The sequence below is a fragment of the Actinoplanes palleronii genome, from assembly GCF_016862315.1.
Taxonomy (GTDB): Bacteria; Actinomycetota; Actinomycetes; order Mycobacteriales; family Micromonosporaceae; genus Actinoplanes; species Actinoplanes palleronii.
In genome coordinates this window covers 112,161-124,870 of the sequence record NZ_BOMS01000051.1, presented here as the reverse complement: position 1 = coordinate 124,870, position 12,710 = coordinate 112,161, and the positions used below count along the sequence as shown (strand labels likewise).

Annotated in this window: 12 protein-coding genes; 4 read left to right on the top strand and 8 right to left on the bottom strand. The window is 71.6% G+C overall.

Translation table 11 applies throughout. From position 1 onward, the window contains the following. Window positions 1-66: 66 nt before the first annotated feature. Window positions 67-909, bottom strand: coding sequence for a PSP1 domain-containing protein (locus tag Apa02nite_RS19095; RefSeq protein WP_067693130.1), 843 nt, complete (start codon window positions 907-909; stop codon window positions 67-69). 157 nt (window positions 910-1,066) lie between these two features. Here Apa02nite_RS19095 and Apa02nite_RS19090 point away from each other — a divergent pair, with 157 nt between their 5' ends. Further along, entirely contained in the window at window positions 1,067-2,494 is a 1,428-nt protein-coding gene (locus Apa02nite_RS19090; RefSeq protein WP_203826188.1) for a hypothetical protein, read from the top strand. 256 nt (window positions 2,495-2,750) lie between these two features. Here the strand turns inward: Apa02nite_RS19090 and Apa02nite_RS19085 are convergent, their stop codons facing one another. From Apa02nite_RS19085 to Apa02nite_RS19070, 4 genes are read right to left on the bottom strand one after another with little or no spacing between them, the layout of a single operon-like run. Continuing rightward, on the bottom strand, window positions 2,751-3,278 hold the full coding sequence (locus tag Apa02nite_RS19085) for a pyridoxamine 5'-phosphate oxidase family protein (protein ID WP_203826187.1): 528 nt from the start codon (window positions 3,276-3,278) through the stop codon (window positions 2,751-2,753). A gap of 52 nt (window positions 3,279-3,330) precedes the next feature. Continuing rightward, window positions 3,331-3,942, bottom strand: a complete 612-nt coding sequence (locus Apa02nite_RS19080) for a hypothetical protein (RefSeq protein WP_203826186.1) — start codon at window positions 3,940-3,942, stop codon at window positions 3,331-3,333. Then, window positions 3,942-4,238 (bottom strand): type VII secretion target, encoded by a 297-nt coding sequence (locus Apa02nite_RS19075; protein WP_203826185.1) that lies wholly within the window; start codon window positions 4,236-4,238, stop codon window positions 3,942-3,944. Before Apa02nite_RS19075 ends, Apa02nite_RS19080 begins: the two co-directional genes overlap by 1 nt. 41 nt (window positions 4,239-4,279) lie before the next feature. After that, complete coding sequence (locus Apa02nite_RS19070; RefSeq protein ID WP_067693115.1) at window positions 4,280-4,606, bottom strand: YbaB/EbfC family nucleoid-associated protein; 327 nt, start codon at window positions 4,604-4,606, stop codon at window positions 4,280-4,282. Window positions 4,607-4,806: 200 nt separating this feature from the next. Here Apa02nite_RS19070 and Apa02nite_RS19065 point away from each other — a divergent pair, with 200 nt between their 5' ends. Continuing rightward, the gene (locus Apa02nite_RS19065; RefSeq protein WP_203826184.1) at window positions 4,807-6,006 is read left to right on the top strand and encodes a DNA polymerase III subunit delta'; all 1,200 of its coding nucleotides are present in this window, start codon (window positions 4,807-4,809) and stop codon (window positions 6,004-6,006) included. Window positions 6,007-6,066: 60 nt separating this feature from the next. Here the strand turns inward: Apa02nite_RS19065 and Apa02nite_RS19060 are convergent, their stop codons facing one another. Beyond that, window positions 6,067-7,116 (bottom strand): endo-1,4-beta-xylanase, encoded by a 1,050-nt coding sequence (locus Apa02nite_RS19060; protein WP_067693108.1) that lies wholly within the window; start codon window positions 7,114-7,116, stop codon window positions 6,067-6,069. A gap of 196 nt (window positions 7,117-7,312) precedes the next feature. Between Apa02nite_RS19060 and Apa02nite_RS19055 the strand changes: the two genes are divergently transcribed. Continuing rightward, complete coding sequence (locus tag Apa02nite_RS19055) at window positions 7,313-8,557, top strand: SGNH/GDSL hydrolase family protein (RefSeq protein WP_203826183.1); 1,245 nt, start codon at window positions 7,313-7,315, stop codon at window positions 8,555-8,557. Here Apa02nite_RS19055 and tmk read toward each other — a convergent pair. Further along, window positions 8,547-10,568 carry a dTMP kinase gene (tmk, locus tag Apa02nite_RS19050; protein WP_239164398.1) on the bottom strand — a complete coding sequence of 674 codons (2,022 nt, stop codon included), beginning with the start codon at window positions 10,566-10,568 and terminating at the stop codon, window positions 8,547-8,549. The two genes, Apa02nite_RS19055 and tmk, sit on opposite strands and share 11 nt — an antisense overlap. A 197-nt stretch (window positions 10,569-10,765) precedes the next feature. Here tmk and Apa02nite_RS19045 point away from each other — a divergent pair, with 197 nt between their 5' ends. Beyond that, a complete protein-coding gene (locus Apa02nite_RS19045; RefSeq protein WP_203826182.1) occupies window positions 10,766-11,971 on the top strand; it encodes an amino acid deaminase/aldolase in 1,206 nt (401 codons plus the stop codon). 25 nt (window positions 11,972-11,996) lie between these two features. On the opposite strand, the gene Apa02nite_RS19040 is transcribed toward Apa02nite_RS19045, so the two are convergent. Continuing rightward, window positions 11,997-12,626, bottom strand: a complete 630-nt coding sequence (locus tag Apa02nite_RS19040) for a TetR/AcrR family transcriptional regulator (protein ID WP_203826181.1) — start codon at window positions 12,624-12,626, stop codon at window positions 11,997-11,999. Between the last annotated feature and the right edge of the window lie 84 nt (window positions 12,627-12,710).

The following is a 12,710-nucleotide window of genomic DNA, read 5'->3' as shown; positions in this document are numbered from 1 at the left end:
GGTCAGGACCGGTCACGGCGTGGGGTGTGCTCGGCGGGGCTGTGCCCAGGTCGTACAAAATAGGTTTTAGGGGTTGTATTCGGCGTCGTGTGCCTGGCGCGGGGCGCAGACCGAGGCGCGGGAGCAGGAGCAACGGGAGCCGTCGGAGTCGAGGCGGACCACGACCGAGTCCTTCGGGACGCTGTGCGCGACGACGCGGCCGTCGCCGCCCTCGGGGGTGGTCACGCGGGTGCCGATGGCCGGGGCGGTCGCCTGGAATGCCTGGTAGAGCGGGTGTTCGTATTTCAGGCAACACATCAGGCGGCCGCAGGCGCCGGAGATCCGCAGGGGGTTGAGCGGGAGGTCCTGGTCCTTCGCCATCCGGATGGTGACCGGCTCAAAATCGGTCAGGAAGGTGGCGCAGCACAGGTCGCGACCGCACGAGCCGATGCCGCCCTGGACGCGGGCCGAGTCGCGGGCCGAGAGCTGGCGCAGCTCGACCCGGCAGTGCAGGGTGGCGCCGAGATCGCGGACCAGCGAGCGGAAGTCGACCCGGTGCGGCGCGGTGAAGTAGATCGTGGTGCGGGGGCCGTTGGCGCTGCCCTGATCGAGGACGTGATCGACGGCGACCACTTTCATCGGCAGCTCGTGCGCCTTGATCAGCTTTTTGGCGGCGACCTTGGCCTCGGCCTTGCGTTTGCGGAGCAGCTCGTCGCGGCGCAGATCGTCGTCAACGGCCAGGCCGATGACCTTGGGGAAACCGTCGGTTTCCTCGCTGACCCACTGGGGTGCCCAGACGCACTCCGCCACCTCGGGGCCGTCGTCGGTGGGGACCAGCACGCGGTCGCCGACCGAGGGCGTGAACTCACCCGGATCGAGGTAGTAGAGGCGGCCGTATCGGTTGAAGCTGACCGCGCACAGCATGCCCATGCGGTAACCCTACGACCCCGGACAAGCTGCACCAAATGCCGGATTTGAACTACCCGCGAGGGTTGTCGCATAGACGCCGCGCATCCGGCCTCATCGACCCTCGTTGGCCAGTCCCGTAGACACCGCCCCGGCGGCCCACGTCGAAAGGACCTGCCACATGACGAGCGCTACATCGCTGGCCGCCAGTGTCGCTGCGATCGGGTTCGCGGGGGTGCTGGGCGTGCCCGGCCCGGCATTCGCGGGGGCGCCGGCCCCCTGTGCGGGCACTCAGCGGTATGCGGCGCAGTCCGAGGCGGAGTTGCTGCGGATCGAACGGCTGGATCTTCGCGGGGTGGTGAAGCGGGAGCACGGTGCCGGGATCACGAAGCGGGACAGCGGGGAGCGGCCGACGGTGACGCCTTCTTCCTCCCCCGCTGGGGGTGAGGCCGGGGGTGCGGTCGTTTCGGACAGTGACACCCAGCAATTGATCAGCGGTGTCGGGCTCGGAGACTCACGGAGCGTCATGATCGCGGATGCGCCGGTGAAATCGGCGGCGGCCGGGCTGATCCTGAACGGGCGGGTGCCGGGGGCTCCGGCGGCCGAACAGGTGCTGCAGCAGGCGCCGCCGTCGCGCACCAAGGCGACCGAGCAGCACACCGGGGTCAAGCGGTTCGGGCCGATCCAGGTGGACTCCGGGGCGATGTCCGCGCAGGCCCGCTGGGACGCCACGGTGGGCTGCGGCGCTTCCGGTGGGGACATCTCCCGCTCCACGACCGAGCTCGGCCGGATCACGCTGACCGGCGCGAACGGGGAGCTGGTCCGCGTACCGGAGAAGGCCTCGAGCCGGAGCAGCACGGCGCTGAACCGGCGGGACGGCCACATCCGGTCGGTCGCGTCGGCGACCGTGAACACCGGCCGGATCGACCTCGCCGGCGGCAAGGTCCGGATCCGGATCCTGCGCGCGCCGACCCTGCGGGTCTCGATGTCCGCCGCCGACGGCGGCCAGGTCCGCTATCAGCCCGCGGTGGTCGAGGTGTCCGGGCCGGGGATTTCCGGTACGAAGCTCGACACGCCCAGTGACCAGGTCGATGTGACGATCAGTGATCTGGGGCCGACTACGGAGTCCGGGACGGTGCCGGTGCTGCCGCCCGAGTCGTCACCGGTTCCCTCGATTCCCGGGTTGCCGGTGCCGTCCAAGTCGGCTTCTTCCGGGCCGGGTGCGGTGGCGCCGCTGGAGAGGGTGCCGGGCGGGAAGGCGATCGTGCGGATCTCGCTCGGTGAGGTGCGGCAGGCGTCGAAGGGGCGGGCGCTGGCCGCGCGGGCGACCGCGATCAAGGTGTCCGTGCTGCGGGTTTCCGCGGCGGGCCGGGGTGAGGCCGGGTACGAACCGTCCGCAGTGGTCGCGGACCTGGGGATCGGGATGCTGGAGGCGGCCGCGGTGGCGCCGGAGCCGGGTCGCAAGTCGGTGGCCACCGATACGTCGGCGGACACGCTGCCGGTCACCGGGCCGCGGGTTGCTCCGCTGTTCATCACCGGGGCGGGGTTGTTGGTGGGCGGGGTGTGCGCGTTCGTGCTGGGGGCACGTCGACGCCGACCAGAGGCCTGAGCGGTCGCGCGGTCGCGCGGTCGCGCGGTCGCGCGGTCGCGCGGTCGCGCGGTCGCGCGGTCGCGCGGGGAGTTAGGGCGCGCAGCGCACCGAAAGTCCCCACACAAGCGGCAGCACCATCAGGCGTGGGGAGTTTCGGCGCGCAGCGCACCGAAAGTCCCCACACCAACCGCCGAACCGCCGTGCGTGGGGAGTTGGGGCGCGCAGCGCACCTAAAGTCCCCACGCAAGAAGTCCCCACACGAGCGGCAGCAGCGTCATGCGTGGGGAGCTGGGGTGGGGTGCCAGGTCTGGCGTGGGGCGAAGCCGTCGCGGCGGAGCCAGTGTTCGGTGTAGACGATCCGGTCGGGGTCGATGACGATCAGGGTTTCGGCGGGTGGCTCGGTGAGGGGGCGGCCGCGTTCGGCGTGTTCGTTCTCCCAGCGGAACGCTTCCCAGTAGCGGATCTGCTCCGGGTCCTCCGGGCCGAGCAGGCGGGCACGGCCGAAGAGTTGGGCGCCCCGGCTGCTGGCCAGGCCGACCAGGGGCGCGAAGATGCCGACCGAGACGCGCGGGTCGGCGATCAGGTTGCGGATCTTCGGCGAGCGGGGCGAGGCCGTGAACATCACCGCGAGGTCCAGGGCGTAAAACCGCACCGGCGTGGCCAGCGGGCCGTCCGGGCCGGTGGTGGCCAGGACACACATGTTCTGGCTGGACAGCAGGTTGCGGATGCGTTCCTCGAGCCGGTCCGGCGGCAGTTTCCGGGTGGGTGTCGGGTCGGCCAGCCAGGGGTTCGTCAACGGCATCGCCAAACGATATCGACCATCCGCGGCGGGGCGCGGCGGGCGGGGAGTCGAGTCAGACCGGCTGGGGGGACCTCAGGGGGCCGATCTCGGCGAGGAGGTCTTCGGCCAGGTCGTAGCGGTCGGCGATGGTGCGCAGGAGCAGCGCGGCGATGTCGGCGGCGGCGCGGGTCTCCGGCAAGCCGGGAAAGGTCGCGCCAGGGGTGGTCAGGATCAGGGACTCGGCGGAGGTCAGGGCTTCGGCCAAGGCACTGGCCAGGGCGTTGCGGGAGTGGGTCATCCAGTCGGTGAGGGTGTCTGCCAGGTCGGCGGTGGCGGTCATCCGGCGGGAGAGGCTGTTCGGGCCGGCGTTGAGCTGCTCGGCGGTGCGGCGGCGGAGCGCCTCGTAGGCGTCGGCGGCGTCGCCGGTCCAGGACGTGGCCAGCGGCAGCGCGTCAGCCGTGTCGGCGCAGGCCCGAGCCTGGGCGCGCAGCTCGGGCACCGCCTCGGCGACCGCGGCCGGGCGCAGGGCACCGACCGACCGGGCCGCGTCGCCCGGGAGCAGCCGGACCCGGCGCAACTCGGGCCAGACCTGGTGCCCTTCCGGGGCGCCGGCCGCCGAGAGCACCTGGTCGACCCGGCTGAGCAGCGGCTCGGCGACGGTCAGCAGGCGATCGAGCTGGTCCATCAGAGCCCCCGCAGCAGGCGGCGCTGCGCCGCCGCGTCGGTCTCGGCATAGTCCTGGGAGCTGGCCCGCACCGAGTGGGCCATTTCGGACAACCGCCCGGCCAGCCCGGCCGCCTCGGCGGACCGGGCCTGCAGCACCGCAGACCAGCTCTCGTGCAACCGCTGCCCGATCCGGCCGGGGCGCCCGGCGTCATCCGCGCCGAACGCGCCGACGACCGGCAGCAGCTCCGGCACGCGCCGGTCCATCGTGGTCAGTGCGGCGGCGGCCTGGTCGATGCGGTCGGCGAGCCGGTCCATGTCAGCGCCCCTCCCGGGGAATGTCGAAAAGCTCCGGCAGATCATGGGTCGTCCAGGGAGTGGAGCGAGCCGAACACCTCGGCGTGCAACTTCTCCCGCGCCCAGCGAGCCGCCTCCCCCGCGCTCGTGACCACGGCCTTCAGCTCGCGGGAGAACTCGACGGCATCCCGCTGGCGCAGGCCGCCGTGCACCCGCACGTCGACGATCTCGCCCGACGCGGTGACCACCACCTCGATCGACTGGTCGGGTGAGTGCACCGTGACCTGGTGCGCCGCGACCGCCGTGTCGAACTCGGCACGCAGGCCCTCGACGCGCCGATAACGACCGATCGCCTCATCGATCCACGCCTCGTCGATCTCCCGAGCCATGCACCCGGCTCCTCACCACGTGTCATGTCGCCGTCGCGTTCCGACATCAGAATCTACCGCTCCCCCGGCATCCCCGGAGTCCTCTGTGGATAACTTCCAAGGCGCAACACAGAGTAACTCATCCGTCACTCCAGGAAGTCACGCCCCGGGACGGGTCAACCGGTCCGGGATTTGTCGGGGCTTGGCAATACCATCGTCGGGTGAGTCCGCATGATGTGTTCTCTGACCTGGTCGGCCAGGACGAGCCGGTGGAGACGCTGCGCCGGGCTGCCGCCGCCGCCGCGCGAGTGGTGGTCGGCGACACCGCCGGCGGCGCGGCGATGACCCACGCGTGGATCTTCACGGGTCCACCCGGATCGGGGCGTTCACTGGCCGCGCGGGCGTTCGCCGCCGCGCTGGAGTGCCAGCGCGAGGGGCAGGGGTGCGGCGAGTGTCACGGCTGCCGCACCGTGCTCGGCAGGACGCACGCCGACGTGCGCTTCGTCGTACCGGAAGGGTTGTCGATCGGGGTCGGTGAGATGCGCGCCCTAGTGTTGCGGGCGGCGACCGCGCCCAGCGGCGGACGCTGGCAGGTCGTGGTGATCGAGGATGCCGATCGGCTCACCGAGGCGGCCGGCAACGCGCTGCTCAAAGCGATCGAGGAGCCGCCGCCCCGCACGGTGTTCCTGCTCTGCACCCCGTCCACCCACCCGGACGACATCTCGGTGACGATCCGCTCGCGGTGCCGGGTGGTGGCGCTGCGCCAGCCGCCCGCCGACGCGGTCGCCGCGGCGCTGATCGCCCGGGACGGCATGGCCGCCGACACCGCGGCCTGGGCCGCCGCCGCGGCGCAGGGTGACATCACCCGGGCCCGGCTGCTGGCCGCCGACCCGGAGGCCCGGTCCCGCCGCGAGGCGGTGCTGGCCGTGCCGAAACGACTGACCGGCGTGGGCGCCTGCTTCGACGTGGCCGCGGGCATGGTCGCGGCGGCCAAGTCGGAGGCGGCGACGAGCGTGGTGGATTCGGACGCGTCCGAGCGGTCGGCGCTGGAGCAGGCGCTGGGCGCGGGCGGCACCGGGCGGGGCGCGACCGGCGCGATGCGCGGCGCGGCCGGCCAGATCAAGGACCTGGAGCGCCGGCAGAAGTCCCGGTCCACCCGGACCCAGCGGGACGTGCTCGACCGGCAGTTGGTCGACCTTGCCGGGTTCTACCGGGACGTGCTGGTCACCGCGTTGCGCGCCCCGGTGGCGGTGGTGCACGGCGACGTCGCTCCGCAGTCCGAGGCGGCGTCGCGGAAGTGGTCGCCGGAGAGCACGCTGCGGCGGCTGGAGGCGGTGCTCGCCTGCCGCGAGTCGATCAACCTGAACGTCAAGCCGGAGATCGCGGTGGAGACGATGATGCTGAACCTCTGGAAGGGCTGACGAGGAGGCTGCGCCGACGGACGGTGCCGGCGCAGCCTGGTCCTCATCGTCCGCCGCGGATCAGCGCCGGGCCAGCAGCAACGTGTCCCGCAACGTGGCGTAGGCGGGCTTGGGCCGCAGGTTCTCGTCGAACGGCGTCGCCGACCCCTCCCCGTCGAAGACCCCGGGCACCCACGAGTACTTGTCCGTGAATCCCCACACCGTGTACGACACACAGTGCTTCACCAGCAGGCACGCCCGCAGCAGCAAGCCGAATCCCTCGGCCTGCGCCCGCACCTTCGCGGTGTCCGCCGGCAGCAGCATCCGCACGTCGACCTCGGTGAACGCGGTCCGCACCCCGAGCTTGTCGAAGCGTCGCACGTTGTCCAGCACGCTGTCCGGGAAGTCGTACTGGAGCGCCAGGTGGCCCTGGATGCCGTAGCCCTGCACCGGGACGCCCTGCGCGAGCAGTTGCCTGGTCAGGGCGAAGTACGCGTCGCTCTTCGGGTTCACGCCCTCGTTGTTGTAGTCGTTCAGGAACAGCAGCGCCTTGGGGTCGGCCTGGTGCGCCCAGCGGAACGCGTCGGCGATGTAGCCCGGCCCGAGCGCTCGCAGCCAGATGGTGTCCCGCGGCGTGCCGTCGTCGTTGAAGACCTCGTTCGCCACGTCCCAGGCCCAGATCCGGCCCTTGAAGTGGCCGACCTCGTCGAGGATGTGCTTGCGCAGCAGGGTGCGCAGCTGTGCCGGGGTGTAGGCGGATTCGGTCAGCCAGGCCGGGTTCTGACTGTGCCAGACCAGGGTGTGCCCGCGGACGAGCTGCCCGTTCTTGCGGGCGAAGTCGACGAGCTGGTCGGCGGCGGCCCAGTCGTAGACGCCGGGCTGAGGCTCGACGGCCTCCCACTTCATCACGTTCTCCGGGGTGACCGTGTCGAACTCGCGGGCCACCGCTTCCCGGTACGGCGCGTCGGCGGCCAGGGCCGACATGTCGACGGCCGTGCCGATCCGTACGCCAGTACCTCGCGCCGCGGCCCGCAGCGACCCGTCATCCGACCGCGGATGCGCGTCGGCCGGCGCGGAACCGGCCACGGCCAGGCTGACCGCGAGAAACGCGGCGATGCGACCAAGTCTCATCAGAAGTGCCTCCGAAAGTTACGAGGACAAGCCGAAACGTTATGCACACTGCCCACCCGCGTCAACCATGTCCATCGATCACTATCGGACCGTGAAGATGGCGCAGCAGCCGATACCCGCCCCTTGACGACATCGATGAGCAGCTCTACGTTACGGAGATCTGTCCCGGAGATTTCCGAAACTTCCGGAGGGTGACATGCCCACGAGACGCCAGCTACTTGCCCTGACCGGAGCTGCCGCAGCGACCGGCGCCCTCCCGCCGAGCCCGGCGGCCGCGGCGACGGCGGCCTGGACCGCCAGCTGGGCCGCGGTGCCGACCACCGTCCCGCCGGCACCACCCCTGGTCCTCGCCGACCAGACCGTGCGGCAGGTCGTCCACCTCAGCCTCGGCGGCGACCGGCTGCGGATCCGGCTCACCAACGAGTTCGGCGAGACGCCACTGCGGATCGGCGAGGTACGTGTGGCGATCCGTGCGGCCGGCAACGACACCAGGCCCGGCACCGATCGGCGGGTCACCTTCGGCGGACAGGGCGCGGTCACCGTCCCGGCCGGCGCGCCGATCGTCAGCGACCCGGTCGACCTGCCGGTCACCGGCGGCGCCGACCTGGTGATCAGCGTCTACCTGCCGGCGCGTACCCCGGTCACCACGCTCGCGGCGTTCGCGTTCCAGGACAACGTGATCGCCGCCGGCAACGTGACCAGCGCCCGGCACGTGACGCCGACCAGCACGATCCAGCAGTACCTGTTCCTGTCCGGGGTGAGCGTCCGGTCGCCGGAGCAGGCGATCGTCACTCTCGGCGACTCGATCACGAACGGCGCGAACACCGTCGCGAACGCCAACCACCGCTGGCCCGACCTGCTGGCCGCCCGGCTGTCCTACCGCCGCGGGGTGGCCAACGTCGGCGTCTCCGGCAACCGGCTGCTGCACGACCCGAACCCGCCGGCCGGCAGCCCCGCGGTGGCGTACGCGGCGTACTTCGGGCAGAGCGCGCTGCGCCGCTTCGACCGGGACGTGGTCGCCCAGCCCGGCGCGGCGTATCTGGTGGTGCTGCTCGGGGTGAACGATCTCGGACATCCGGGCACGTCGGCACCGCCGGACGAGGTGGTCTCGGCCGACGACCTGATCGGCGGGCACCGGCAGCTGATCGCGCGGGCGCACCAGGCCGGGCTGCGGGCGTACGGAGCGACGGTGCTGCCGTTCAAGGACGACACGCTCGGCTTCTACAGCCCGGAGAACGAGCGCAAACGCTCCGCGCTGAATCGGTGGATCCGCCGTTCCGGCGAGTACGACGCGGTGATCGACTTCGACGAGGCGGTCCGGGATCCGGCCGATCCGCTGCGGCTGAACCCGGCGTACGACAGCGGCGACCACCTGCACCCCAACGATGCCGGGATGGCTCGGATGGCCGCCGCGGTGCCGCTGCGACTGTTCAGGCAGTAGGAGCGGTCACCGGGACCGGGCCGAGCACGTCGGCCAGCCGGGACGCCACCGCCGCGGCCAGCGCCTCGGGCGGGCGGGCCGCGTCCAGCACCAGATAGCGCTTGGGGTCGGCGGCGGCCAGGTCCAGGAACGCGTACCGGACCCGGTCGTGGAAGGCCTTGGACTCGCTCTCCAGCCGGTCGGTGCCCTCGCCCCGGGAGCTGACCCGGGTGAGGCCCACGGTCGGGTCCACGTCCAGCAGAACCACCAGGTCGGGTTTCAGGCCGCCGGTCGCCCACGCGGAGAGCCAGGAGATCTCCTGGACCGGCAGGGTACGACCGGCGCCCTGGTACGCCAGCGACGAGTCGACGTACCGGTCACTGATCACCACCTCGCCCCGGCCGAGCGCCGGACGGACCACGGTGGCGACGTGGTGTGCCCGGTCAGCGGCGTACAGAAGGGCCTCGGCGCGCGGCGACGGCCCGGCGCCGTGCTCCTTGTCGAGCACCAGCCCGCGGATCCGGGAGCCGATGTCGGTGGCGCCCGGCTCGCGGGTGACCACCACCTCCCGGCCCTCCTCGCGCAGCGTCTCGGCCAGCCGGTTCACCTGGGTGGACTTGCCGGCGCCCTCGCCGCCCTCGAAGACCACGAACACCCCGGCCCGGGCGAACTCCTCCGGCGGGGCGAGCGGGCGGCCACGGACCGAACCCCACAGGTCGGCCAGGACCGGCACGCCCTTCTTGTCGTCCATCTGGCGGAACGCGCCGATGCCGACCCAGATCCCGATCGCGCCGGCCACCAGCAGCAGCACCCGGGTGAACGAGACGTCGAAGCTGAACGCGCCCAGGTCGACCCGGCGCGAGCTGCCCAGGCCGACCAGCAGGCCGGCCAGGGTGATCGCGAGCAGCAGGACCATCCGGACGCCGATCTGGACCACGGCGAAGACCCGGCCACGGACCGCGTCGTCGACCTCGCCGTAGAGCAGCGTGGTGCCGGCCAGGAACGCCATGCCCGCGCCGGCGCCCACCAGCAGCGCGCCGAGCAGCGCCATGGACAGGTGGAAGGCCAGACCGAGGAACATCACCGAGCCGCTGGCCAGCACGATGTTCATGCCGAACCAGCGCCGCCGGGAGAGATCCTTGACGATCATCGGGCCGAGCCCGATGCCGAGCGCCAGACCCAGGAAGATCACGCCGAAGAGCAGCGAGAAGGCCGCTTCACCGGCGCCGAGCGAGACCGCGTACGTCTTGGCCGAGCCGATCACCACGCCGCCGGCCGCGAACGCGCCGAAGATGCCCAGCACCAGGCCCCGGACCAGCGGGGTACGCCCGATGTACTTCCAGCCGTCCAGGAACTGCCGGGACATGCTCTGCGCGGCGGCCTGCTGGCGTTCCGCGCTCTTGCCGCCGATCTCCCGGATGCCGAAGAAGACGACGAGCGCGGTGGCCAGCCGGGACAGCGCGTTCATGTAGAGGGCCAGCTGCACCGGCTGCGCCCAGTCCGGCAGCGAGGCGCCGGAGTTCTGCACCCCGGCGGTCAGCGCGGAGAGGGTGAGCGCGGCCAGGATCGGCGTGATCCCGTACGTGGTGACCAGGGTGAGCTGGTTGGAGACCTCGATCCGGGCCTTCGGGATGAGGTTGGGGACCGCGGCCTCCTTGGCCGGGATCCAGATCAGGGTGATCGTCTCGCCGAGCAGGGTGGCGATGGTGGCCCAGGTGGCGATGACACCGGGCGACGCGCCGAGCAGTGGCACGATCGGGATCGACCCGTAGATCACGAACCGCAGCAGGTCGGTGATCACCATGGTCCAGCGCCGGTCGAACCGGTCGGCCAGCACGCCGGCGATCGGGCCGAGGAACAGCGCCGGCAGCAGGCGGACCGCGATGGTGGCGCTGAACGCCAGGCCCTGCGCCGCCGGCTTGGAGAACTGCGCGGCGGTGAACAGGCTGGTGGCGAGCAGGCCGATCCAGTCGCCGAACGAAGCTGCGCCGAGTACCAGCCAGAGCCGGCGGAACGGACGGATGCGGAGCACGGAGCGCAGCGCGGCCGCACCCGATAGCTCGACCGGCGCGGTCTCCTCGCGGCTTTCCGTGTTGATGGCGCTACCTCCCCGTGGTCACTGCTCGGAGCACTGTATCCGGCCACCCCTGGTCATCGGGGGTACGCACCAACGAGTGGAGTAGAGATGAATGTCTTTCGTGTTGCTGCGGATCGGGATAGCGTGCGCGTGTGCTCACCGATCGTTATGCCCTCCGCCGGCGACTCGAGAAGACCACCGACCATCTGGAGACCCCGCTCGCCGTGGTCGACCTGGCCGCGTTCGACGACAACGCGGACCGGCTGACCGCTCGGGCGGCCGGCAAACCGATCCGGGTGGCGAGCAAGTCGGTGCGCTGCCGGGCGCTGCTGGAACGGGTGCTGGCCCGGCCTGGCTGGCACGGCGTGATGGCGTACACGCTGCCCGAGGCGATCTGGCTGGTCCGCGCGGGAGTGACCGACGACGTGCTGGTGGCGTACCCGACGGCGAACCGGGCGGCGCTGCGCGAGCTGGCCGGCGACGAGAAACTGGCCGCCGCAATCTCGATCATGGTGGACCACCCCTCGCAGCTCGACCTGGCCGACCAGGTGACCCCGCCCGGCAAGCGCCCGGCCGTCCGGCTCTGCCTGGACCTGGACGCGTCCTGGAAGCCGGCCGGGCCGCTGCACGTCGGCGTCCGGCGCTCACCGGTGCACTCCGCCGTACAGGCCGGTGCGCTGGCCCGCCGGATCGTCGCCCGGCCGGGGTTCACACTGGTCGGGATGATGTCGTACGAGGCGCACATCGCCGGCGTGGGTGACGCCCCGCCGGGACGGACGCTGCGCGGGCGCGCCATCCGGCTGATGCAGAGCCGTGCCCTCCCCGAACTGCTCGGCCGGCGCGCCGCCGCGGTCCAGGCGGTCCGGGAGCACGCCGATCTGGAGTACGTGAACGGCGGCGGCACCGGCAGCATCGCCGCCACCAGCGCCGACCCGTCGGTCACCGAGGTCACCGCCGGCTCCGGGCTGTACGGCCCGACCCTCTTCGACTCGTACCGCAACTGGCGGCCCACCCCGGCGGCGTTCTTCGCGCTCTCCGTGGTCCGCCGCCCCGCCCCGAGGATCGCGACCGTGCTGGGTGGCGGCTGGATCGCGTCCGGACCGGCCGAGGCGTCCCGGCTGCCGATGCCGTACCTGCCCGAGGGTCTCTCGTTCAAGGCTGACGAGGGGCCGGGCGAGGTGCAGACGCCCCTGCTGGGCGAGGCCGCCGAGCAGCTGCGCCCGGGCGACCGGGTGTGGTTCCGGCACGCCAAGGCCGGCGAGCTGTGTGAACACGTCAACGAGCTGCAGCTGATCGACGGGGACACACTGACGCCGGCCCCGACGTACCGGGGAGAAGGTCATGCGTTTCTCGGCTGACCCCGGGCGGGGTTTGCGCCGGTTCTTACACCGAGACGTGCCGGTGGAGGTACTCCCGGATCAGCGCCTTCGACTCGGTGAGCACCGCCTCGTCGCCGTTCGGGTCGCGCCGGAAAGCCAGCTTGATCAGCGCGTCGGCGGCTTCCACCGAGATCTGCAGGGCGAAGCGCATCCGCGCCCGGTCCATCAGCTGGAACTGCTCCATCAGCAGCTCGGCGAGGCGTTCCGCGATGACCGCGTTGTTGTCCCGCTCCGCGTCGAGCAGGTGCAGGTCGACGACGTCGCCGAAGTGCAGCGTCCGGAAGCCCGGCACGCTGCGGTGCATGTGGATGTAACCGTCTATGGCCGCATCCACCGCGTCCCACCAGTGGGTGAACGTCTCCGCCGCGAAACGGTCGGAGAGGCTCTGCAGGTAGGCGTCCATGTTCCGCAGGGCCAGCGCTTGCACGATGGCCCGCTTGTCCGGGAAGAACTGGTAGACCGAGCCGATGGCCACCTCGGCCCGCTCGGCCAGAAGGGTCGTGGTCAAGCCCTCATAGCCGACCTGGTCCACCAGATCGGCGCAGGCGTCGAGCATGCGTTGTACCCGGGCAACGCTTCTGCCCTGCACCGGAACCCGCCGCAGCGGTCCGGTGCTGACGGTTGGTGTCGACACGCGTCGCCACTCCCTCTCAGCAGTGAGATCTATTCGCGGCCATGAACCAAGGTGAGTCGCGAATAAAGCTCAGTGATAAATCGA